Consider the following 24,000-nt stretch of genomic DNA (forward strand, 5'->3'; position numbering starts at 1 on the left):
GTAAGTACCGTGTTACTTCTTCTTGCGCTTTTTTTCCTGCCTGTCGCGTTTCTCGAAGGCTGCTTCCAGAGCCTCGTTGATCGTGCGTAGCACCTTTACCCGTGCCCAGCGCTTGTCATTGGCTTCAACCAGGGTCCAGGGCGAGATTTCGGTGCTGGTGCGATCCACCATGTCGCATACCGCACTGCGGTACACATCCCACTTTTCGCGATTACGCCAATCTTCCTCGGTAATCTTGAAGCGTTTGAACGGGATTTCTTCACGCTCCTGAAAACGCTCAAGCTGGGTGTCCTTGTCGATTGCCAGCCAGAATTTGACGACAATCGCGCCTGCTGCCGTAAGTTGCTCTTCGAAATCGTTGATCTCGCCATAAGCGCGCATCCAGTCCGCTTTCGTGCAAAAACCCTCGACCCGTTCAACCAGCACCCGGCCATACCAGGAGCGGTCAAAAATGGTGAATTTGCCCCGCGCCGGTATATGTCGCCAAAAACGCCAAAGATAAGGTTGTGCTCGCTCATCCTCGGAAGGCGCAGCAATAGGCACAATGATGTACTGACGCGGGTCCAGCGCTGCCGCCACCCGCCGGATAGAGCCGCCTTTGCCTGCGGCATCATTGCCTTCAAATACGGCGATCAATGAATGCCGGCGCATCCGTTTGTCACGCATCAGGCCCGATAGACGCGCCTGCTCAGTGATCAATTGCTCCTGGTAATCCTCTTTTTCAAAATGCCGGGTCAGGTCCAGGCAATCGAGCAGGGTCAATTCGCCTTGCTTGTCCGGTAACGGCGGCACACCCGCCGGGCGGGCTGCAACCTTGGGGGTATGCAACGCCGCCTGCAACCCTTCAAGAAGGATTTTGCCCACAGTCAAACTGCGGTAATAGGGGTCAATACCTTCGACGATATTCCACGGTGCGTAATCACGACTGGTGCGGCGGATCGCCCGCTCGCCATAGCGTACGAACTTGTCATAAGTTTTGGACTGCTGCCAGTCCAGCGGGCTGATGCGCCAGCTGTGCAATGGGTCATCCTTAAGGGTTTGCAGGCGTTCCTTCATTTGTTTTTTGGACAGGTGGAACCAGAACTTGAAGATCACTGCGCCCTCATTGCACAGCATCTTTTCCAGACGTTCGGCGCCCGTGATCGCCTGATCAAGCACGGCATTCTTGAACAGGCCGTGAACCCGGCCCTGGAGCATCTGACTGTACCAATTGCCAAAAAACACGCCCATCCGCCCCTTGGCGGGCAATTGACGCCAGTAACGCCAGGCCGGCGGATGAGCCAGCTCTTCATCGGTCTGGCTATCAAAAGTCCGCACTTCGATCAGGCGCGGATCCATCCATTCACTAAGCAGTTTGACCGTTTCACCCTTGCCGGCGCCTTCAATGCCATTGATCAGCACAATGACCGAAGCACGCTTTTGCTGATGGAGCTCAAACTGGGCTTCAAGCAACGCTTCACGTAAAGCGGGGGCTTCCCTGTCGTAGGTTTCTTTATCGATGAAATGGCCGATTTCAGCTGATTCGAACATGGAATGCTCCCTGGCAAGATGAACCAAGCCTAGCGGATTGCTCTGCAATATGCAGGAAGAAACCGAGCAAACCTGTCATGGATCAGTCCCGGCCTGACTGATCGGCTAGAATGGCTGCCTTGCCGTTGCCGAGCCACACATGACTACTGAAACTGCCAATGCCCAGATCGACTGGGATGACCAAGGTCGCCCCCATTCACGGGTGTTTGATGACGTGTATTTTTCGGACAAGTCGGGGCTTGAAGAAACCCGCTATGTCTTTATCGAACAGAACGCCCTTGCAGAGCGTTTCGCCGCCCTGCCCGCTGACGGCCATCTGGTTATTGGCGAAACCGGTTTCGGCACCGGGCTGAATTTTTTGTGCGCATGGCAGCTGTTCGAGCAACATGCCCACCCCGATGCGCGCCTGCAGTTCATCAGCGTCGAAAAATACCCGCTGACCCGCACCGACCTGCAACGCGCGCTGGCCCTGTGGCCGGAGCTGACGCCCCTCTGCGAACAATTGCTGGCCGTGTATTTTGCAATCCATCCGGGCTTTCAGACCCTGACCCTGGCCGATGGCCGGGTCACGCTCACGTTGTTGATCGGCGATGCACTTGAACAGTTGCCGCAACTCGACGCCAAAGTTGATGCATGGTTTCTCGACGGTTTTGCCCCGGCGAAAAACCCCGACATGTGGACCCCGGAACTGTTCGCGCAATTGGCACGCCTGGCGGCACCCGATTCGACAATCAGCACATTCACCAGCACCGGCTGGGTACGCCGCGCACTGAATGACGCCGGATTCAAGATGCGCCGCACGCCAGGCATAGGCCATAAGTGGGAAATCCTGCGCGGCACCTTTGTCGGCTTGCCGGACACCGCTTCAACAGCACCCACAGTCAAACCCTGGTTTGCCCGCCCGCCCCGGATCAAAGGCCCGCGTACAGCACTGGTCATCGGTGGCGGCCTGTCGGGTTGCGCCAGCGCCAATAGCCTGGCCCGCCGCGGCTGGACGGTGATATTGCTGGAGCGCCACGAAAGACTGGCCAAGGAAGCGTCGGGCAACCCGCAAGGCGTTCTGTACCTCAAGCTCTCGGCACACGGTACGACTTTGTCGCAGATGATCGTCAGCGGCTTTGGCTACACCCGTCGTCTGCTGGAACACCTGCAGCGCGGGCGCGACTGGGATGATTGCGGGGTCCTGCAATTGGCTTTCAACGCCAAGGAAGCCGCACGACAGGCCCAACTGGCCGCAGCCTTTCCCCCGGCGCTGGTGCATCTGCTTGACCAACCCCAGGCACAAGCCCTGGCCGGGATCGAACTGGCCCACGGCGGCCTGTTCTACCCCGAAGGCGGCTGGGTTCACCCTCCAGCGCTTTGCCACTACCAGGCCCTGCACCCCAAGGTTCGGGTGCTGACCCACCATGACATTTTGCAACTGCACAAGGTCAATGAGCAATGGCAGGCGTGCCACAACGACCAGGTACTGGCCAGCGCTCCGGTTGTCATTCTGGCTGGCGCTGCCGAGGTCAAGCGCTTCCCGGCCAGCAGCGGCCTGCCACTCAAACGGATTCGCGGGCAAATCACTCAACTGGTAGAAACCCCTGCCAGCGCCGTATTGAAAACCGTAGTGTGTGCCGAGGGCTATGTGGCTCCTGGCCGCCTCGGTGAGCACACGCTGGGCGCCAGCTTCGACTTTGATAACGAAGACCTGACCACCACCCCGCAGGGGCATCAAGGTAACCTCGAGCTGCTCGAGGAAATCTCACCGGACCTGGCCCATCGGCTCGGTGACGAACAACTCAACCCTGACACCCTGCGTGGATGGGCAGCGTTCCGCTGCACCAGCCCGGACTACTTGCCAATTGTAGGCCCGCTCGCGGATCCGGAGCAGTTCGCCAGCGCCTATGGCGTGTTGCGCAAGGATGCCCGACAGGTGCCTGACGTCCCCTGCCCGTGGCTTGATGGCTTGTACGTCAACAGCGGCCACGGCTCTCGCGGGCTCATCACCGCACCCCTGTCTGGCGAAATACTCGCCGCCTGGATCAACGATGAACCCCTGCCCGTATCCAGAGCAGTGGCCGAAGCCTGCCTGCCGAACCGGTTCGGGCTGCGGGCCCTGATCAAAGGGCTGTAGAGGGCGACCCCTCAAGGGACTTGGGCGCCAGCAGCGCCTCGGTCTTTTGCAGGCTCCAGACATCGACAGCCGCGTCCATCTGATGGCGAACTTCGCTGACCTCGCGCAGATAGCGCTCACTGTTCATTTCTGGAGATCTTTTAAGCAAGTTGCTTAACGCCTCGAAGTACGGCTCGGTCAGCGCGCCATATTGCGTCCTGTGGGTACGTATCAAGTACTCCCGCCAAAACTGGCGGGTGCTGATAAAGATGTTCAGCGAGGCCGTTTTCTCGGCCTTTTCGACTTCCAGCCGCGCAATGTCCAGATCTGCCTGAGTCACCCCGGCCAGTGATTTAAACGCCATGCTTTCAGGTTGCCCCGGCAGCTCAAGGGCTCGCGCCAGGCCCACACGGTAAGCCAGGTGCATCTCAAGCTCGTCCGGTGCCGGGCCTGCCCCCTCAAGGCGTAACAAAAAGTGCTCGTGGGCGATTCTGGCGAGCCTGTCGAGCCTGAAAAGCCCTTTGCCCAGAGTCAGCAGTTGCTGCTTCTGAGGCGAGCCCGCGCCTGAAAGCCCGGACAGTTCCATTTGCACTTCCATCTCGCTGAACGTAAAAGCCACACTGTCTGTACAGCTACGCGGCGAAGCCGCAATATCCAGCACATCACGGCGCAAGGAGGAGCTCTCGTTGGCCGCTTCAATCATTTCCCAGACACGTCGGCTGAAATCCTGACGCACTTCATGGGCGTCCGCAGTCGATGTCAAACGGCTGAGCACCGTAAAAAAATCGTCTGAAGCCGCATCGGCTCGCAAGCTGTTCCATAACAGCTCTCTTCTTCGCAATTCCTGAGCGGTAATACCCGCCGTCCAGAACTCGAACGCCGCCGCCTCGCTCATCAACTGTTCGCTGTTGATGCCCATGCTGCTGCCACCCTGCATGGCATAGCGGGCCAGACGCAGGCGGCTGGTGGCGGACAACGGGTTGCCGGCCAGGGAAATATTGCGCGTCACAGTGGGTGAGGCCTGATAGACATGTTCAGGTATGTCGATAATACGGTTTTCCCGCAGATCGGCCGACTCAAGAAACGGGCGGGATATCAGGTCTTGCGGCCATTGGTCGATCCAGGTACGACGCAAATAGACCCGACGCAAAAAACCCAGATTACTGAGGCTAAGGTTCGGACCCAGCAGGTTGTCATTGAGGTTGAGCACTTGCAGCTTGCCCAGCGAGTTCAATACCGACAGGTTGCCCGGGTTCAGATACAACAGGTTACGGGCCAGGGACAAACGCTGCAGATTGGGCATGCGCTCCAACTGCCTGGGCAGGTTGACCATGCGATTGTTATCCATTTCAAGGGCAACCAGCCCGCTGAAATGTTCAAGGAATGCATTGGCCGTGTCCCGGCAATTCATGTTGCTGAGTTTCAATTCCCGCACATGGCTGAAGTCGGCAATGGCTGGCAGATCCGGAAAGTTGCCCAATCGAAAGCCGTCCAGGCTCAGGCTGTGCAACTCTTCGTTGTGAGCCCAGGGAATATGAGCGGGGTTTTTACGCCAGCAACGCTCAATCAGCCCTGCAGCCTGATATCGGTTCTCGGGGTAGTCATATAGGGTATCGGTCGGAACAACTTCACCCGGAGTGGCATCGATCCAGGCTTGCAGGCTCGTTAGCAAGGCCCTTCTCTCGCGCTTGCGCTCACGCAGGATATTGAGCGGTTCAAGCCCCCGCTCGACCAGGGTGTCGAGGTATTCAATGACTTGCTCATCTTCAAAGTCGGAGTAAATCCTGCGCACACGGCGCTGCAATTCCCAGGAGTGCTCACCGGATGTCATTCCGCACAGGGGGTAGCCCACCTGACCATCTGCCAGGGTAATCGGCGGTTTGAACCCCGGTTTGATCGGCTGTATGCGCAACACCTGGGCGGACTCCTGACGGGCATTGGCCGCCCGCTTTGCCAGGGCCGCATTGAACGCCGGGGCATCCGTGTTTGCAGCAAAGCCCATGGCATCGCGCTCAAGATCGGTCAGGGATTCAAACACGGCAGTGGATAATGGCAGAGGACCGCCAGGCTCAAGCAAATGGACATGACCGCGTGGCCGGTAACGCTCGTAGCCCCGCAGCGTTTTGACCAGCACGTGCGGTGGGGTCGTCTGTACGCCGCCCCAATAATGAGTCATGGCGCCTGAAATCGAATCTTCGCGAATCTCCAGCGCCTTGTCAGCAGGCCAGCCGGGCAGTTGATCCAGATAATGCAAGGCCAGCCGCTCAGTGTCGTCATTGGCCTGATGCTCAAGATAAAAGCCTTCGATCGCCCGGTTTATCCTGGCCTCACGCAGGTGCATGCGCGCCAGCTCGGCCAGTTCCAGCGGCACTCTGCCCCTGCGCAAATGTTCAAGCTGCGGATTACTGGCCGACTCAACCAACGCTTGCGCTACCGTACGGGGCAACCCCGGAAAGTCACGTTCGATGGGCAAGGCTTCTGCCGCAGACGAGATATTGAAAAGCCCATACAACCTCTCGAAGACCTGACGTTTGTTATCCCGCGCATGACTGCCCAATACCAGGGCCAGTCTGCGGGCCAGTGCCCCCGGAGCAGGCAGGTCATTGCCCAGCAGTGCCCTGACCTGTGAGTCGGACAAGGCCGCAAGAACAGCATCCAGCAACTTGCCTTGCTCAACGACAGAGCTTGTCAGGTTGATATGGGACGTAGCCGGCCACATCACACTGGCATAGTGCGCAAGGCGGTTTCCCGTATCGTCGGCAACCGTCAACACCTTGCCCGCTGGCCATTTCGGCAATGCCGGCAAGAGCTGTAATTGCAGCTCGCTCCAGCGCCGGGAGGCATACTGGTCGGTACTCATCTGTGCGACAAAGGTGTCGATAAGCTGGTTGATTTCAAAGCGCTTGAGGCTGACTTTCAGCAAGGAAGGCGGCGCCAGACTTTCCAGATGCATGCGGCGCAGGACGCCCGGTGCCGTGTCAGTCAGTTCCCGAATCCGTTCCAGTGTCTGCCTGTCCAGTGCTGCTGTTGCCGATCCCAAACGGCCCAGCAGCGTCGCACTGTCTTGCCACTCCAGTGGCCGCTCATGGGCATGCTGCCAGGCCCCTTCGTTGTTATGTAGCAAGGCAGGCCTGAAAGCATCGGCCCTGCGCGGATGAGGTATGCGCCATTGCCTGCGCTCGCTGTCGAATTCGACAGGATAGTGCTTGCCGTCCACGTCTACATACTGCCTGCCATGAAGGCTGAGTAAACCTTGGGCATCAGCTGTATAGCGATGCTCGCCCATTACTTTATGCTCGTAGTGCTGCAGGTTTTTATTCCATAACCGGGTGGTGCCATCATCACGACTGACGGGTTGAAAGCCTTCAAAGTGCGCCCGGGTGGCTGCGCTCAAACGACTGGCAGCGGCTTTGACAGCTCCCAGCCCGACCACTACCCCTGCGTTGACGGCCAGATCCGTGGCGACATTGAGCAAGTGCTCGCGAGCATGGTCAACATCGCCCTGGGCCCAGTCTTCCACCCCCTCATAGACTTCTTTGAGCATCTCCCCAATGGCCACCGCCAGCATCAGATCGCCCAGCACCGGCACAAAAAGGGCCGCGACGTTTACCAGAAACAACCCTGCCGTTTTGTACATCTGCCAGCGCTCTTCGCGTTCGCGCTCGTCCAGCACGCCGGTGGGCACGGCCAGTTGCCGGGCATCGGCAAACATGTTCCTGAGCTGCACCGTGCACAGGTAATGCGCTGCGCTGATGGTCAGAGGGGTTGCGGTAAGGGCCAGATGCTCGGGCCTGCCAGCGACCTTTTGCATAAACAGCGGCCGTACATTCAAGGCGGTGAAGCGGGAGAAAAACCTGGCATACGCCGGATCCAGCAGGCGATGCTTCAACTCATCGGTGAATACCTGCAATGAACTGAACTCGAACAAGGGTGCCCGCGGGTCATTGGGGATATAGGCAATCAAGCGGTTGCCGGGGTGCAACAACAAGGTGTCGGAAGAGAAGACCACCACCCCGTCAATTTCCGTGTCCAGTATCGACAAGGAACTTGGCACCATCGGCTTGCCGTCCAGTTGCACCCCGTGCACCTGGGCAGTACTGGCGGGCAGAGCCAGGGCGGCAAGCAGTGTGGTATAGGCTGCCTGACTGATTTGTTTCTTGAGGTAGGCGACATGCGCGTCGACCGCCATGTCATGGGTTTTTAAAAGCCTGAGGTTCGACTCTGTCGCCAAATGCCTGGGCCCGGGAGTTCCCGACGCCGTAACGCCCAAAGCATGCTCCAGATACTGTTGATACTTGAGCCCCAGATCCAGCCTGCGGCATAGCGCGGCAAAGTGGCAGGGCTCGAGAGGGCTGATCTGCTGAGGATGGCCACCGTAGCGGATATGGCTTTGCGGATTAAAGCCGTTTGCAAGGGCCTCGTCGGCCGAAAAATTCTGCAGGGCTGCCCACAGCAGGGTTTTCGGCTCGTCATGCACCAGGTAATGGCGAACGGAACTGAACAACGTGATATTGGGGATCAGGTGAACATGCACCACCGCCAGATAGTCACGGTGAATATTCAGTGACGACCCGAACTCACGCCTGACCTCGGCTGCCAGCAATGCCCCGCAGTACACCTCGACACTTTGCAGCTCACCGAACTTCTTGCCGACCAGGCCATGATAGAAACGGCTACTGGCCATGGATGCATTCATGGCCGCAATGACCTGTGGATCAGCGCCCAACAACCATTTGGGCATATGGCTGTGGACCAGCTCCAGGGGTTCCAGGTCACTGAGCGTGGTATCGCGAGCATCCAGCGGGGGCATATGGCGGGGCATATCCGGTCTTCTGCAGGTCAGAGAGCGCCTAACCTAACGTGGCGTCGCAGGGGATGTGACATAGATAAATAGTGCTCTTCAGCCAAAACCCTGCTGGCCTCCCAAGCCCCGACAAAACAACCACTTGTAACTTTTATTGAACGATCCGGGCACAGGTCACTCGATAAAACACGGTCATTTATGCCGGAGCGAGTGCCTTGTGCCTTGCACCGCAAGGGCTGGCGATGCAGTCAAAAACTGCATCGCCCTTTAAAACCGGGCCCAAAGCGCTACCAGGCGTCCTGCAAAGACGCTGACTCATCCCTGTAGCACCACATGCCGAAAGACCAAGGATTTACACACCATGTGCGGATTAGCTGGCGAGTTACGTTTTGATCAACACCCTGCCGACCTGGCAGCCATCGAACGCATCACCCACTACCTTGCACCACGTGGCCCCGATGCCTGGGGTTTTCACAGCCAGGGGCCGATAGCCCTGGGCCATCGCCGCCTGAAAATCATGGATTTGTCGGATGGTTCAGCCCAACCGATGATCGACAGCCAGCTGGGTTTGTCGCTGGCCTTCAACGGCGCGATCTATAACTTCCCCGAGCTGCGCGCCGAGCTTGAAGCCCTGGGCTACAGCTTTTATTCGGGTGGCGATACCGAAGTTCTGCTCAAGGGCTATCACGCCTGGGGCGAAGCGCTGCTGCCCAAGCTCAATGGCATGTTTGCCTTTGCCATCTGGGAACGCGATGCCCAGCGCCTGTTTCTGGCCCGCGATCGTCTGGGGGTCAAGCCGCTGTATCTGTCGCGTACCGGTGAGCGCTTGCGCTTTGCCTCGACCCTGCCGGCGCTGCTCAAGGGCGGTGATATCAGCCCCATGCTCGACCCGGTGGCGCTTAATCACTACCTGAATTTTCATGCCGTTGTACCAGCGCCACGCACGCTGATTGCCGGTATCGAAAAGCTGCCACCCGCGACCTGGTTGCGTATTGACGCCAATGGCCACACCGAGCAAAAAACCTGGTGGACCCTGCCCTACGGCCCCCGTGCCGATGAAGTCAATCTGACCCTGGAAGATTGGCGCGATCGTGTCCTCGACAGCACCCGCGAAGCCGTGGCTATCCGCCAACGGGCGGCGGTGGATGTCGGCGTGCTGCTCTCTGGCGGTGTCGACTCCAGTTTGTTGGTGGGGTTGTTGCGCGATGTGGGCGTACAGGATCTGTCGACTTTCTCCATCGGCTTTGAGGACGCAGGCGGCGAGCGCGGGGATGAATTCCAGTATTCGGATTTGATTGCCCGGCATTACGGCACGCGCCATCACCAACTGCGCATTGGCGAGCACGAAATCATCGAGCAACTGCCAGCGGCCTTCCGCGCCATGAGCGAGCCGATGGTCAGTCATGACTGCATCGCCTTTTATCTGTTGTCGCGTGAAGTGGCCAAGCATTGCAAGGTGGTGCAAAGCGGCCAGGGCGCTGACGAACTGTTTGCCGGCTATCACTGGTATCCACAAGTAGATGGCGCCAGCGATCCTTATGCCGCGTACCGCGAAGCCTTTTTCGACCGCAGTTACGACGAGTACAAGGCCACCGTCCAGCCACAATGGCTGACAGCCAATGACGCCGCTGGCGACTTTGTGCGTGAGCATTTCGCACAGCCGGGGGCCCAGGCCGGGGTGGACAAGGCCTTGCGCCTGGACAGCACCGTGATGCTGGTGGATGACCCGGTCAAACGGGTGGACAACATGACCATGGCCTGGGGCCTGGAAGCCCGCACGCCGTTTCTCGATTACCGCCTGGCCGAGCTGTCAGCGCGGATTCCAGCGCGCTTCAAACTGCCCGACGGCGGTAAGCAGGTACTCAAGGAAGCCGCACGACTGGTGATCCCCAGCGAAGTCATCGACCGCAAAAAAGGCTATTTCCCGGTGCCGGGGCTCAAGCACTTGCAGGGCAACACCCTCAACTGGGTGCGCGACCTGCTGCTGGACCCGAGCCAGGATCGCGGCCTGTTCCAGCCAGCCATGCTTGACCAGTTGCTGACCAACCCGCAAAGCCAGCTGACCCCCCTCAACGGCTCCAAGCTGTGGCAACTGGCCGCCCTGAACCTGTGGCTGAGCGAACAAGGAATCTGATCGATGAAACCTCTCGCTACGGCTTATAGCCAGCGTTTACTGCGTGGCCAGACGCCTTCCTATGAACGCCTGCAAGCCCGCTTTGCCGAGGATGGCAGCGAACTGAATGCCTGCCCCGTGGCCGTACACTGCGGCTGGGGCCGGCTGTTGATCGGGCATACCTTTCCCGATCCCGTCACCCTGGCCGAAGAGCTGCTCAACGAGCAGCCCGGCGAGCGCGATATTGCCCTGTATGTCGCCGCGCCCCAGCAGGTGCTGGCGCAGTCGCCGCAACAACTGTTTCTCGACCCCTCGGATACGCTGCGCCTGTGGTTTACCGATTACCGCCAGGCCACCCGCGTGTTTCGCGGCTTCCGTATCCGCCGCGCACAAAGCGAGGCGGACTGGAACGCGATCAACACCCTGTACCTGTCACGCTCCATGCTGCCCATCGACCCGACCCTGCTGACCTCGCGCCACGACGGCGGCCCGGTGTACTGGATGGCCGAAGACGAGGACAGCGGCGCGGTGATCGGCAGTGTCATGGGCTTGAACCATCACACCGCATTCAACGACCCCGAAAATGGCAGCAGCCTCTGGTGCCTGGCGGTCGACCCGCTCTGTTCACGCCCGGGAGTGGGTGAAGTGCTGGTGCGGCATTTGGTCGAGCACTTTATGAGCCGCGGCCTGAGCTATCTCGACCTGTCGGTGCTGCATGACAATGCCCAGGCCAAGAACCTGTATGCCAAACTGGGGTTTCGCACCCTGTCGACCTTTGCCATCAAGCGCAAGAACGGCATCAACCAGCCGCTGTTTCTAGGGCCTGGCCCCGAAGTCGGACTCAACCCCTATGCCAGCATCCTCGTTGAAGAAGCCTACAAACGTGGCATCGACGTGCAAATTGACGACGCGGCCGCCGGCCTGTTCACCCTTAGCCACGGCGGGCGACGGATTCGTTGCCGCGAGTCCCTCAGCGACCTGACCAGCGCCATCAGCATGAGCCTGTGCCAGGACAAGTGCCTGACCCACAAGGTGCTCAGCCTGGCCGGCCTGAACGTGCCGATCCAGCAACTGGCGGGCAATGCCGATGACAACCTGGCGTTTGTCGAAGAGCACGGCCGGGTGGTGGTCAAACCGGTGGATGGCGAGCAAGGCAATGGCGTAGCGGTGGACCTGGACAGCATCGAACAGGTGCAACAGGCCATCGAGGCAGCGCGGGCGTTCGACAGCCGGGTGCTGCTCGAGAGCTTTCACGAAGGCCTCGACCTGCGCATCGTGGTGATCGGCTTTGAAGTGGTGGCTGCCGCCATCCGCCGTCCCGCGCAAGTGATCGGCGACGGTCAGCACCGCATTCAGCGCCTGATCGAGGCGCAAAGCCGCCGACGCCAGGCCGCCACCGGTGGCGAAAGCCGCATCCCGCTGGACGCTGAAACCCTGCGCACCGTGCAGGCCGCAGGCTATGACTACGACAGCATCCTGCCCGCCGGGCAAGTACTGGCCGTGCGCCGCACCGCCAACCTGCACACCGGCGGCTGCCTGGAAGACGTCACCGCCGTGCTGCACCCGGTGCTGGCCGACGCCGCCATTCGCGCAGCCCGAGCCCTGGATATTCCGGTGGTGGGGCTCGACCTGATGGTGCCCGCCGCCGACCAACCCGACTATGTATTTATTGAAGCCAACGAACGCGCCGGGCTGGCCAACCATGAACCACAGCCCACCGCCGAGCGCTTTATCGATCTGTTGTTTCCCCACAGTCAGCCTGCTCAATAGCTGACCGGCCCTCAGGAGTTTTTATGAACCGCAGCCTCCCTGAACCCGACCTCGACTACCTGCAACGGGTATTGCTGGAAATGCTCGCCATTCCCAGCCCCACCGGTTTTACCGACACCATCGTGCGCTATGTCGCCGAACGCCTCGACGAATTGGGGATCCCTTTTGAACTGACCCGCCGCGGCACCTTGCGCGCCACCCTCAAGGGCCAGAAAAACAGCCCGGACCGCGCCGTGTCCGCGCATCTGGATACGATTGGCGCCAGCGTGCGGGCGATCAAGGACAACGGCCGGCTGGTGCTGGCACCTGTTGGTTGCTGGTCGAGCCGGTTTGCCGAAGGCAGCCGCGTCAGCCTGTTTACCGACAACGGCGTGATCCGTGGCAGTGTCCTGCCATTAATGGCTTCTGGCCATGCCTTCAATACCGGCGTGGATGAACTGCCGATCAGTTGGGACCATATCGAGTTGCGCCTGGATGCCTACTGCGCCACCCGCGCGGATTGCGATTCCCTGGGGGTCAATATTGGTGACTTCGTAGCGTTCGACCCACTGCCGGAATTTACCGAAAGTGGCCATATCAGTGCGCGGCATCTGGATGACAAGGCGGGTGTGGCGGCCCTGCTCGCCGCCCTGAAAGCCATTGTCGACAGTGGCGAACAGCCCCTTATCGACTGTCATCCGCTGTTTACCATCACCGAAGAAATCGGCAATGGTGCGGCAGCGGCCTTGCCGTGGGATGTGAGCGAGTTTGTCGGGATTGATATTGCTCCGGTGGCTCCGGGCCAACATTCCAGCGAGCATGCGGTCAGTGTGGCGATGCAGGATTCGGGCGGCCCCTATGACTATCACCTGTCGCGGCATTTGCTGGGGCTGGCCAGTGACAATGAGTTGCCGGTGCGCCGGGACATGTTCCGTTATTACTTCAGCGATGCTCATTCGGCCGTGACGGCGGGGCATGATATTCGCTGTGCGTTACTGGCGTTTGGCTGTGATGCCACCCACGGGTATGAGCGCACCCATATTGATAGCCTGGCGGCGTTGAGTCGTTTGCTGGGTGCCTACATCCTCAGCCCGCCGGTGTTTGCCAGCGATGCCCAGCCGGCGCAGGGCTCACTGGACCGCTTCAGCCATCAGATCGAACATGATGCGCAGATGGAAAGCGATACGCGAGTGCCGTCGGTAGAGAGTCTGGTGGGGGAAAATCGGAGCTGAAGCAAAGCCCTAACCCTCTCCCAGAGGGAGAGGGTTGGGGTGAGGGCAGACGTCAGACCTGAGCCTGAGCCCCTTCAAACCATGCCAGTTTCTCACGCAGCAAAACCACTTCGCCCACGATCACCAGCGTAGGCGCATGCACTTCATGCTCCGCCACCAATGTCGGCAAGTCGGCCAGGGTACCGGTAAACACGCGCTGGTTGGACGTAGTGCCCTGCTGAATCAACGCAGCCGGGGTATCAGCCGAACGACCATGCTTGATCAACTGCTCGCAGATGATCGGCAAGCCCACCAGGCCCATGTAGAACACCAGAGTTTGCGCCGGAGCAACCAGGTCGCTCCAGGGCAGGTTGCTGGTGCCGTCTTTCAGGTGGCCGGTAACAAAGCGCACAGACTGCGCGTAGTCGCGATGGGTCAACGGAATACCGGCATACGCCGCGCAACCACTGGCGGCGGTAATACCCGGCACCACCTGGAACGGAATCCCGTGGGCGGCCAGCTCTTCGATTTCTTCACCGCCACGGCCAAAGATGAACGGATCGCCACCTTTGAGCCGCACCACGCGCTTGCCCTGCTTGGCCAGATCGACCAGTTGCTGGTTGATCTGGTCTTGTGGCACCGCATGCTCAGCGCGACGCTTGCCCACATAAATACGTTCGGCATCGCGACGGCACAGTTCAAGAATCGCCGGGGCCACCAGACGGTCGTAGAGCACCACGTCTGCCTGTTGCATCAGGCGCAGTGCACGGAACGTCAGCAGATCGGGATCACCCGGCCCGGCACCCACCAGATACACCTCACCGGTGGTTTCGACAGCCTGACCTTCAATCTTGGCCAGCAGCAAGCGCTCGGCTTCAGCGCCCTGCCCGGCCAGCAAACGGTCGGCAATCGGGCCCTGGAACACATCTTCCCAAAACCCACGACGCTGCTGCACATCCGGAAACAAGCCTTTGACCCGGCTACGGAAGCGCGCCGCAAGGCCCGCCAACTGGCCGTAGGTCGACGGAATCCAGGTTTCGATCTTGGCCCGGATCAACCGCGCCAGCACGGGCGCATCACCACCACTTGAAATGGCAATTACCAGCGGCGAACGGTCGACAATCGCCGGGAAGATCACGCTGCACAAGGCGGGCGCGTCGACCACGTTGACCGGCACGCAACGGCGATGGGCGTCGGCGGAAACCTGAGCGTTAAGTGGCTCATCGTCGGTGGCGGCGATGATCAGGACGCACCCTTCAAGGTCGGCCTCGGCATATCCGCGCAGCACCTGTTCGCCACCGCTGCTGTTTATCAACTCGCACAACTGTGGCTCCATGGCGGGTGCGACCACCCGCAGCACGGCACCGGCATCGGCCAGCAGGCGGGATTTGCGCAAGGCAATCTCCCCACCGCCAACCACCAGTACACGGCTGCCACGCAGGTTATGAAACAGCGGCAGAAACTCCATTTAGCCGATGACCTCAATACCGCCCATGTAAGGCTTGAGCACGTCCGGCACACGGATCGAACCGTCAGCCTGCTGGTAGTTTTCCAACACGGCTACCAGGGTGCGGCCTACCGCCAGACCGGAACCGTTAAGGGTGTGTACCAGTTCCGGCTTGCCGGTTTCCGGGTTACGGAAACGCGCCTGCATGCGACGGGCCTGGAAATCACCGCAGTTGGAGCACGACGAAATTTCGCGGTACTTGTCCTGGCTCGGGACCCACACTTCCAGATCGTAGGTTTTAACTGCGCTGAAACCCATGTCACCGGTGCACAGCGCCAGGGTGCGGTAAGGCAGTTGCAGCAGTTGCAGAACCTTCTCGGCATTGCCGACCAGGCCTTCCAGCGCGTCCATCGAGGTGGACGGTTCAACGATCTGGACCATCTCGACCTTGTCGAACTGGTGCTGACGGATCATGCCGCGGGTATCGCGCCCCGATGCACCGGCCTCGCTGCGGAAGCACGGCGTGTGCGCCACCAGCTTGATCGGCAGGGCCTTGTGTTCAACGATTTCGCCGGCAACGATATTGGTCAGGGTGACCTCAGCGGTCGGGATCAGGTAGAAATCGGCTTCGCCTTCACGGCTGATCTTGAACAGCTCTTCTTCGAACTTTGGCAACTGGCCAGTGCCTTGCAGCGCCGGGGCCTGTACCAGATAAGGCGTGTAGGCCTCTTCGTAGCCATGCTCACCGGTGTGCAGGTTGATCATGAACTGTGCCAGAGCACGATGCAGACGGGCAATCGGGCCGCGCAGCAAGGCAAAACGGGCACCGGACAGTTTGGCGGCGGTTTCAAAGTCCAGCCAGCCGTGCTGCTCGCCCAGGGCGACATGGTCCTTGATCTCGAAATCAAAGGCAGTCGGGGTGCCCCAGCGACGGATTTCGACGTTGCCGTCTTCGTCAGCGCCTACCGGCACGGACGCATCCGGCAGGTTCGGCAGGCCCAGCAGGATGGCGTCCAGCTCAGTCTGGATGGCTTCCAGTTCAACCTTGCCATTGGCCAGGTCGCTGCCCATGGTCTCGACGCTGGCCATCAGTGGCGCGATATCTTCACCGCGAGCCTTGGCCTGGCCAATGCTTTTGGAGATGGCATTGCGCTCGGCCTGCAGCTTCTCGGTCAGGGTCTGGACTTCTTTACGCTTGGCTTCCAGCGCGTCAATGCGCGCCACGTCCAGCTTGAAGCCACGGGATGCCAGGCGATCCGCTACGTCCTGCAGGTTGCTACGTAACAGTTTGGAATCAAGCATGTCGGTTTCTCGTTTATCAAAGTTTGGTCAAGGACAGGCCAGCCCAGGTTGCGAGCAGCCCGCCGAATACGCTGAGGGCCGCATAGCCCAATGCCAGTGGCACCTGCCCGCTTTCCAGCAGGCGCACCGTATCCAGTGAAAAGGATGAAAAAGTGGTCAAGCCACCCAGGAAACCGACCATCAGCCCGGCGCGGACTTCAATCGGTACTTCCGGGCGTATCAGAAAAAGTCCGTACAGGACGCCAATCAGCAGGCAGCCCACGATATTAACGGCCAATGTCGCGGTATAAAAGTGCCGCGGCCAATTGGCGTTGATCCAGTTACCCGTAGCGAAGCGCAACAATGTACCTGCAATGCCACCCACCGAGACCGCTGCAATCAATGGAATCACGGTTTTCTCCGCTGTTTGGGGCTGGCCCGGTCCAGTGCGGCGAGGTATTTCAACTTTTCGCCGATTTTGAGCTCAAGGCCCCGTGGCACCGGCTGATACAGGTTCAAGGGTTCAAGTTCGTCCGGGTAATAGTCTTCCCCGGCCGCGTACGCGTCAGGCTCGTCATGGGCATAGCGATACTCGTCGCCATAACCCAGTTGCTTCATCAGCTTGGTCGGCGCATTGCGTAAATGCAGCGGCACTTCCAGCGAGCCGTGTTCTGCCGCGCTGCGCAGTGCGGCCTTGAAACCCATGTACACCGCGTTGCTTTTCGGTGCGCAGGCCAGGTAAGTGATGGCCTGGGCCACTGCCAGTTCGCCTTCCGGGCTGCCGAGCCGCTCTTGCACATCCCAGGCCGACAGGCACAGGCTCAGAGCTCGCGGGTCGGCGTTGCCGATATCCTCACTGGCCATGCGTACCACGCGCCGGGCGATGTAAAGCGGATCGCAGCCGCCGTCGATCATGCGTGCAAACCAGTACAGGGCACCGTCAGGATTCGAGCCGCGCACCGACTTGTGCAAGGCAGAGATCTGGTCATAAAAGGCTTCGCCGCCTTTGTCGAAACGACGCTGGGTATCACCCAGCAGGTTGTGCAGCAGCTCGGTGCCAATTTCGCTGTGGTCTTCGGCGAGGTCCGAAGCGTTTTCCAGCAGATTGAGCATGCGCCGGCCATCGCCGTCAGTCGCCCGCAGCAAAATCTGAAAGCTTTCTTCGCCAAGGGTCAGGCCGCGCTTGCCCAGGCCCTTGTCTTCGGTCAGCGCACGCTGCACCAGCTTGCGTAGCGCCGCTTCGTCCAGGCTTTTGAGCACATAGACCCGCGCCCGCGAGAGCAAGGCGTTGTTCAGTTCGAACGAGGGGTTTTCCGTGGTGGCACCGATAAAGATCAGGGTGCCATCTTCGACGTAGGGCAAAAAGGCATCTTGCTGCGACTTGTTGAAGCGATGCACTTCGTCGACAAACAGGATGGTGCGGCGCCCATACTGGCCCGCCTGCTGCTTGGCGATTTCGACGGCCTGGCGAATCTCCTTGACCCCGGCCAAGACCGCCGAGACCGTTTCAAAGTGGGCATCCGAGACTTCCGCCAGCAGCCGCGCCAGGGTGGTCTTGCCCACGCCCGGCGGGCCCCAGAAGATCATGGAGTGCAGTGCACCCTGCTCCAGTGCCTCACGCAAGGGCTTGCCGCGGGCGAGCAGGTGCTGCTGGCCGACATACTCGTCCAGGTTGGCCGCACGCAAACGGGCAGCCAGTGGCTGGGCTATCGGGGCACTTCGAAACAGATCCATGGGCAGCGTTTGAAACCTCTTCCAGGGCTTATTCCTGGATAACATCAGCCCCTTTCGGGATATCGAACTTGAACTTGGAAGCCGGGATCGGCTCGTTGACCTTTACCCCGGTGAACAGGATGTTGGTGCGCTGACCCACGCTGTCGATCAACTGCATGTCGTTGATCTTGCCGCCGCGAAACGACAGGCGCAGGGAGTCGAACAAGGTGTCCTTGGTCTTGGGCTTGAGGGTGAAGTCCATTACATCACCGGCCTGTTTGGAGGTGATGTCAAAACTTTCGCTGATTTTTGATACATCACCGGACAGCAACAAGGCCGGGGTCTGGGTCAGGCGCTGATCGAGTTTCTTGATCGTAACCTGCTCCAGGTCCGGGTCCCACAGCGAGACTTTCTGGCCATCGGAGACCATCAGTTGCTCCTGGGGAGCATCGGTGTGCCAGTAGAACAGCCCAGGACGCTTTACCGACATTTCGCCGGCAGTTTCCTGCAACTGGGTGCCACTGCCGTCGAGGGTCAGCTGGGAAAAACGGGCCGTGATGGTATCAGAGCCCAACAGTTGGCCAAGACGCTTCACACTCTCGGCGTCGGCATGGGCCGACAGCGAGGAAAAGGCCAGTACCGGTAGCAACAGCATGCTGACAAAACGCATGGACATCCTCATTGATTAGTTAGAAGCCCTGGGGCTGATCAATCGCGCATCGGGGCCGGCGCCAGTACTTCGCGCGAGCCATTAGTGTTCATAGAGGTTACGACCCCGGCCATTTCCATGGATTCAATCATTCGCGCAGCGCGGTTGTAACCGATCTTCAATTTGCGTTGTACAGCAGAAATGGAGGCACGACGGCTTTCCAGTACAAACTGTACGGCTTCGTCATACAAGGCATCCGTTTCAGGGTCGTCCCCACCTTCGCTGCCACCGCCTTCAAAGCCGCTGCCCGCCTCTTCAACACCGTTGAGGATATCTTCGTTGTAGTCCGGAGCGCCGCGCAGCTTCCAGGCTTCAACCACGCGGTGAACTTCATCGTCGGACACAAACGCGCCATGAACCCGGATCGGCAAGCTGGTACCTGGCGGCATATAGAGCATGTCACCGTGACCCAGCAGTTGCTCGGCGCCACCCTGATCGATGATGGTACGCGAGTCGATCTTGCTCGATACCTGGAACGCCATGCGGGTCGGGATGTTGGCCTTGATCAGGCCGGTAATCACGTCCACCGACGGGCGCTGGGTCGCGAGGATCAAGTGGATGCCCGCAGCCCGAGCCTTCTGGGCAATACGGGCGATCAATTCTTCAACTTTCTTGCCGACGATCATCATCATGTCGGCAAATTCGTCGACCACTACCACGATGGTCGGCAACTTCACCAGCAACGGTGCTTCGTCGTGAATGCTTTCGCGCTTGTACAGCGGATCGACCAGCGGCTCGCCGGCATCCTGAGCGTCCTTGACCTTCTGGTTGAAGCCGGCGAGGTTACGCACGCCCATTTTGGCCATCAGCTTATAGCGGCGTTCCATCTCGGCAACGCTCCAGCGCAGGGCGTTGGCGGCGTCCTTCATGTCCGTTACCACCGGGCACAGCAGGTGCGGGATGCCTTCGTAGATCGACAATTCAAGCATTTTCGGGTCAATCATGATCAGTTTGGCGTCTTCCGGGCCAGACTTGAACAGGATCGACAGGATCATGGCGTTAACGCCTACAGACTTACCAGAACCGGTAGTACCGGCTACCAGCAAGTGCGGCATTTTCGCCAGGTCGGTGATCACCGGCCGCCCACCAATGTCATGGCCCAGGGCCAGAGCTACCGGCGACTTGGCGTTATCGTACTCAGGGGTCGACAACACTTCGGAGAAGCGCACGATCTGGCGGTCTTCGTTGGGAATCTCGATACCGACGGTGGTTTTGCCAGGAATGACCTCAACCACCCGCACACTGGTCACGGCCAGCGAGCGCGCGAGGTCCTTGGCCAGGTTGGCAATGCGGCTGACCTTTACGCCAGCAGCAGGTTGAATTTCGTAACGGGTAATCACCGGGCCCGGGTGGATGGAATCCACCGTCACTTCGACGCCGAATTCCTTGAGCTTGATTTCCAGCAAGTGGCCAACGGCCGCTAGGGATTCGGGGGAATAATTGAGCTGTTTTTTCTCGGCCGGATCCAGAATCGAGATCGGCGGCAAGGTACCTTCAACCGCGCTGTCCACAAACAACGGCGCCTGTTTCTCTTTTTGCACGCGCTTGCTCGGCTCGGGCGCCTTGGGCGGTGCCGGGGCAATCACTGCCGGCACGTGTTTTTCACGCTCGGACATGTGCTTGCTCAACGCCTGCTCGCGCTCGATCAGGCGCTCTTTGGCCTTGGCCTGCTCACGCTTGTCGGAAACGCTTGGCGCGACCACTTCATTGACCCGGGCATCCACTTCGCGCAGCTTGGCCTGCAGTTGCTTACGCTCGTTACGTTCGGCCCACCAACGGTTGGCTGCGCCCTGGATCAGCTCGAACAGGTCGAGGGTGATCTTGCCCGTCACGTCCATGACCTTGAACCATGACAGGTCGGTAAACACCGTCAGGCCAAACAGGAACAAGGCAATCAATAGCAGGGTACTGCCCTGGATATTCAGTGCATTCCTGGCCAGGTCGCCCAGGCTTTCGCCCAGCGCACCGCCCGCCCCCGCAGGCAGACCCGAGGCAGAGTGAAAATGGATATGGGCCAGCGCCGCACCGGAGAGCACCAGAAAAATCAGGCCGACCAGCCGCCACGAAAACAGCCAGCCGCTCCACTGCCAGGGCTGATGCCGCTCGCGGAAGATCTGGTAGGCCTTGACCGCCAGCAGCAGCGGAAAAATATAGGCAAAGTAACCCAGCACCATAAACAGGATGTCGGCACTGTAGGAGCCGGCTGGCCCGCCGAAGTTCTGTACATCGACAACCCGGCTGTTATGGCTCCAGCCGGGGTCATCCTTGCCATAGGTCAGCAGGGCCATCATCAGGAACAGGCACAGGGCGCCGATAGCGATCAATGCACCTTCCTTGAGCCGGTAGTGCAATTGCTGACGCCAGAGAGGAACTGCTTTGGGTGCTGCTGTGGATTTCTTCAAAACGGGTCTTTTCCTGCGCCTGTGGCGCGCCCAACTATTAATTGACTAATGTGACTGCAAAATACTGCTCATAGCGAGCAGACGACAAGTTCGGACTTGAAATGAGCCCTGCCCTTATTATTGCGTGCTGCAACGTGGAGCAGTTTAGATCAGCTCATACAGGCAGGCCATTGTACGGGTTTGAGCCGCTGATGCCATGCTGGCCATAACTCGCCGGGAAGCGCCAATTTGAGCATGTATTACCTTTTGTGACAAAGACTTATACCACCACCAAAACACAGCTTGTAATTAACTGGCAGATCGACTGAGACCGCACTTGCGTGACAGAGTTGCAGCCGCCCTCCCCTTCTTGTGCAAGACTCAATGCCATGCTGACCTGGTTAAAACGCGACACCCTGACATTTCCGCCACTGGCCAACGCCATGCGCGAACCCAACGGCCTGCTGGCCGCTGGCGGTGACCTGTCCGCCGACCGGCTGATCCAGGCCTATCGCCATGGCTGTTTTCCGTGGTTCAGCGAGGGCCAGCCAATCCTGTGGTGGTCGCCTGATCCGCGCACGGTGCTGTTTCCCGAAGAGCTGCATATCTCCCGCAGTTTGGGCAAACTGCTGCGCAAGCAACGCTACCAGGTGAGTTTTGACCGCGACTTCGCAGCCGTGATCCAGGCCTGTGCCGCTCCACGAGACTATGCGGATGGCACCTGGATTACCGACGACATGCAAAACGCCTATATCGAACTGCATGCCCGCGGCCATGCCCATTCGGTGGAAGTCTGGGACAACGGTGAGCTGGTGGGCGGTTTGTATGGCCTGGCCATGGGCCAGTTGTTTTTTGGCGAGTCCATGTTCAGCCGTGCCGACAACGCCTCAAAGTTCGGCTTCGCCACGCTGGTCAGACAGCTGCAGGCCTGGGGGTTTGTGCTGATTGACTGCCAGATGCCTACAGATCACCTGCAAAGCCTGGGTGCGCGTTCAATCCCGCGCCAGATATTTGCCGAGTATTTGCAAAAACATCTGGATCTTCCCACAACTGCGCAGTGGGTTTAGTAGGCGACTTTTGCGCGCTGGCTTACACTTAATTTAAAGATTTTCCGAGGGTTCATCATGACCGAGTTGGCGCGCTTGAAGTTTTATGCCACTCAACCTCACGCATGCAGCTACTTGCCTGGCGAACAGGCAACCACGCTGTTCCTCGACCCCAGCCAGCCGATGGATGTGCAGGTTTATGCCGATTTGTCCGAGATGGGTTTCCGGCGCAGTGGCGACCATCTTTATCGCCCGCATTGCCTGAAGTGCGATGCCTGCACCCCGGCGCGCATCCCGGTTGCCCGCTTCCTGCCCAACCGCCAGCAAAAACGCATTTTCAAGCGCAATGCCGACTTGCAGGTAGAGGCGGTAAAACCGGCGTTCAGTGAAGAGAACTTTGATCTTTACCAGCGCTATATCGAGCAGCGCCATGCCGATGGCGATATGTACCCGCCCAGTCGCGATCAATTTTCGGCCTTCCTGGTGCGCGACCTGGCGTTTTCCAGATTTTACGAATTCCGCCTTGATGGCCGTTTATTGGCGGTCGCCGTCACGGACGTGCTGCCCAATGGCCTGTCGGCGGTCTACACCTTCTACGATCCCGACGAAGAGCGGCGCAGCCTGGGGCGCTATGCAATCCTCTGGCAAATCGCCGAAGCGCGCCGCCTGGAGCTGGATGCGCTGTATCTGGGGTACTGGATCAAGAACTGCAAGAAGATGAATTACAAGACCGAATATCGGCCCATTGAGCTCTTAATCAATCAGAGATGGAGCTCTCTTGATTGAACCCTTGGCTTAACCCCCATTTTTCGGGCACAATGCACGCCGCTTTTGCCTGGCGCAGTTGCACCGGGCCATTCATTGGACACCGAGGGCTTTACTGCATGTCGAAAGAAGACAGCTTCGAAATGGAAGGCACTGTCGTCGACACCCTGCCCAACACCATGTTTCGTGTGGAGTTGGAAAATGGGCACGTCGTAACCGCGCATATCTCCGGCAAGATGCGCAAGAACTACATTCGTATTCTTACCGGTGACAAAGTGCGCGTCGAGCTGACGCCCTATGACTTGAGCAAAGGGCGCATCACTTACCGCGCTCGCTAAGCAAGTCAATACAAAACGCCCGGCTCTGCCGGGCGTTTTTGTTTGTCTGCGATTTGAGCCTGCCGTGGGAGCAAGCCTGCTCGCGAAGCAAACGACGCAATTTTTCGGGCAAACCGCAGTGATCCCTTCGCGAGCAGGCTCGCTCCCACAATCAGGGCTCAACATATAAAGTTTGAACTCCTGTAACTGTTTTGTCTTATTAGCTATATACCCAAACCTAACTTCCAAACTTCCTGAACCCTGGCTGTACCAGCCACACTTGCCGGGTTTAAACATTGACTTGCACCCGCGGCCTGAGTAGATTGCACAGGCCGGTCATTCAGGCCGCCTATAAACTTCACAAAAGAAGCCAATGGACACAGTATCTAGTCGCTGTCCGGTCACCGTCACTACGGCGATCCGGGCGCTAAATCCAGACATTGACAGGACTCGCCTGCACGGCGGGGTCAACTGCGCTAGAGCCTGACGCTCCATCGTAACGACCTCACCGGCGACAGTCCGGTCACGAGGTGTGTTATGACCTTTAAAACCCATGTACTACCCGGCGTTCAAGCCTTTGCCTCAAGCATGCGCGTGAAACTTTCACGCGAGCCCACCCTGGCCCGCTCGACCCGCTCACCCTTTTCCACATCCGTTGCCGACGCAAAACCTGCGCACCGCCAGGTGCATTGGCGCGTCAGCCCTGCCACAGGCCAACTGGAGCAGCGCTGGAGCATGGCCGACACCCAGGACCCGCAGAGTCGGTTCTTGCGCTGATTCATAATTAATTAAAACCCTGCCAACCCACTGGAGTTCCTTATGGAAGAAGCCAGTAG

The 24,000-nt window shown here is 59.3% G+C and carries 16 protein-coding genes; 8 read left to right on the forward strand and 8 right to left on the reverse strand.

Annotation, left to right across the window (positions count from 1 at the left end; genetic code table 11):
• Window positions 1-12 precede the first annotated feature (12 nt).
• Window positions 13-1,530 carry a polyphosphate:AMP phosphotransferase gene (pap, locus tag EQV96_RS05050; RefSeq protein WP_240881507.1) on the reverse strand — a complete coding sequence of 506 codons (1,518 nt, stop codon included), beginning with the start codon at window positions 1,528-1,530 and terminating at the stop codon, window positions 13-15.
• A gap of 139 nt (window positions 1,531-1,669) precedes the next feature.
• Here pap and mnmC point away from each other — a divergent pair, with 139 nt between their 5' ends.
• Entirely contained in the window at window positions 1,670-3,649 is a 1,980-nt protein-coding gene (gene mnmC / locus EQV96_RS05055) for a bifunctional tRNA (5-methylaminomethyl-2-thiouridine)(34)-methyltransferase MnmD/FAD-dependent 5-carboxymethylaminomethyl-2-thiouridine(34) oxidoreductase MnmC (RefSeq protein WP_240881510.1), read from the forward strand.
• Here mnmC and EQV96_RS05060 read toward each other — a convergent pair.
• Window positions 3,636-8,450, reverse strand: a complete 4,815-nt coding sequence (locus EQV96_RS05060) for an NEL-type E3 ubiquitin ligase domain-containing protein (RefSeq protein WP_240881512.1) — start codon at window positions 8,448-8,450, stop codon at window positions 3,636-3,638. The two genes, mnmC and EQV96_RS05060, sit on opposite strands and share 14 nt — an antisense overlap.
• 343 nt (window positions 8,451-8,793) lie before the next feature.
• On the opposite strand from EQV96_RS05060, the gene EQV96_RS05065 reads away from it, so the two are divergent.
• Genes EQV96_RS05065 through EQV96_RS05075 form a run of 3 tightly spaced genes read left to right on the forward strand, consistent with a single transcriptional unit; the run spans window position 8,794 to window position 13,526 of the window.
• Window positions 8,794-10,566: an N-acetylglutaminylglutamine amidotransferase gene (locus EQV96_RS05065; protein ID WP_240881514.1), complete on the forward strand. Its 1,773-nt coding sequence runs from the start codon at window positions 8,794-8,796 to the stop codon at window positions 10,564-10,566.
• Window positions 10,567-10,569: 3 nt separating this feature from the next.
• A complete protein-coding gene (gene ngg, locus EQV96_RS05070) occupies window positions 10,570-12,315 on the forward strand; it encodes an N-acetylglutaminylglutamine synthetase (RefSeq protein WP_095019128.1) in 1,746 nt (581 codons plus the stop codon).
• A gap of 23 nt (window positions 12,316-12,338) precedes the next feature.
• Window positions 12,339-13,526, forward strand: a complete 1,188-nt coding sequence (locus EQV96_RS05075) for an osmoprotectant NAGGN system M42 family peptidase (protein ID WP_095003282.1) — start codon at window positions 12,339-12,341, stop codon at window positions 13,524-13,526.
• 52 nt (window positions 13,527-13,578) lie between these two features.
• On the opposite strand, the gene cysG is transcribed toward EQV96_RS05075, so the two are convergent.
• From cysG to ftsK, 6 genes are read right to left on the reverse strand one after another with little or no spacing between them, the layout of a single operon-like run.
• A complete protein-coding gene (gene cysG, locus EQV96_RS05080; RefSeq protein WP_095003283.1) occupies window positions 13,579-14,973 on the reverse strand; it encodes a siroheme synthase CysG in 1,395 nt (464 codons plus the stop codon).
• The gene (gene serS, locus EQV96_RS05085; RefSeq protein ID WP_130871748.1) at window positions 14,974-16,254 is read right to left on the reverse strand and encodes a serine--tRNA ligase; all 1,281 of its coding nucleotides are present in this window, start codon (window positions 16,252-16,254) and stop codon (window positions 14,974-14,976) included.
• 16 nt (window positions 16,255-16,270) lie between these two features.
• Window positions 16,271-16,645 carry a fluoride efflux transporter CrcB gene (crcB, locus tag EQV96_RS05090; protein WP_095003285.1) on the reverse strand — a complete coding sequence of 125 codons (375 nt, stop codon included), beginning with the start codon at window positions 16,643-16,645 and terminating at the stop codon, window positions 16,271-16,273.
• Window positions 16,642-17,967, reverse strand: coding sequence for a replication-associated recombination protein A (locus tag EQV96_RS05095; RefSeq protein ID WP_095019126.1), 1,326 nt, complete (start codon window positions 17,965-17,967; stop codon window positions 16,642-16,644). Before EQV96_RS05095 ends, crcB begins: the two co-directional genes overlap by 4 nt.
• Before the next feature lie 28 nt (window positions 17,968-17,995).
• Window positions 17,996-18,616: an outer membrane lipoprotein chaperone LolA gene (gene lolA / locus EQV96_RS05100; RefSeq protein WP_046809214.1), complete on the reverse strand. Its 621-nt coding sequence runs from the start codon at window positions 18,614-18,616 to the stop codon at window positions 17,996-17,998.
• 38 nt (window positions 18,617-18,654) lie between these two features.
• Entirely contained in the window at window positions 18,655-21,057 is a 2,403-nt protein-coding gene (gene ftsK / locus EQV96_RS05105; protein WP_095003287.1) for a DNA translocase FtsK, read from the reverse strand.
• Between the two features lie 368 nt (window positions 21,058-21,425).
• Here ftsK and aat point away from each other — a divergent pair, with 368 nt between their 5' ends.
• The 4 genes from aat to EQV96_RS05125 all read left to right on the forward strand — a co-directional run bounded on the left by aat (window position 21,426) and on the right by EQV96_RS05125 (window position 23,941).
• Complete coding sequence (gene aat, locus EQV96_RS05110; RefSeq protein WP_095003288.1) at window positions 21,426-22,103, forward strand: leucyl/phenylalanyl-tRNA--protein transferase; 678 nt, start codon at window positions 21,426-21,428, stop codon at window positions 22,101-22,103.
• 57 nt (window positions 22,104-22,160) lie between these two features.
• Window positions 22,161-22,868, forward strand: coding sequence for an arginyltransferase (locus EQV96_RS05115; RefSeq protein ID WP_240881516.1), 708 nt, complete (start codon window positions 22,161-22,163; stop codon window positions 22,866-22,868).
• A 98-nt stretch (window positions 22,869-22,966) separates the two neighbouring features.
• Window positions 22,967-23,185 (forward strand): translation initiation factor IF-1, encoded by a 219-nt coding sequence (gene infA, locus EQV96_RS05120; protein WP_002553999.1) that lies wholly within the window; start codon window positions 22,967-22,969, stop codon window positions 23,183-23,185.
• Window positions 23,186-23,701: 516 nt separating this feature from the next.
• Window positions 23,702-23,941 carry a hypothetical protein gene (locus EQV96_RS05125; protein ID WP_095003290.1) on the forward strand — a complete coding sequence of 80 codons (240 nt, stop codon included), beginning with the start codon at window positions 23,702-23,704 and terminating at the stop codon, window positions 23,939-23,941.
• Window positions 23,942-24,000: the final 59 nt, after the last annotated feature.

Source organism: Pseudomonas sp. TMW22080 (assembly GCF_022496745.1).
Lineage (GTDB): Bacteria > Pseudomonadota > Gammaproteobacteria > Pseudomonadales > Pseudomonadaceae > Aquipseudomonas > Aquipseudomonas bubulae.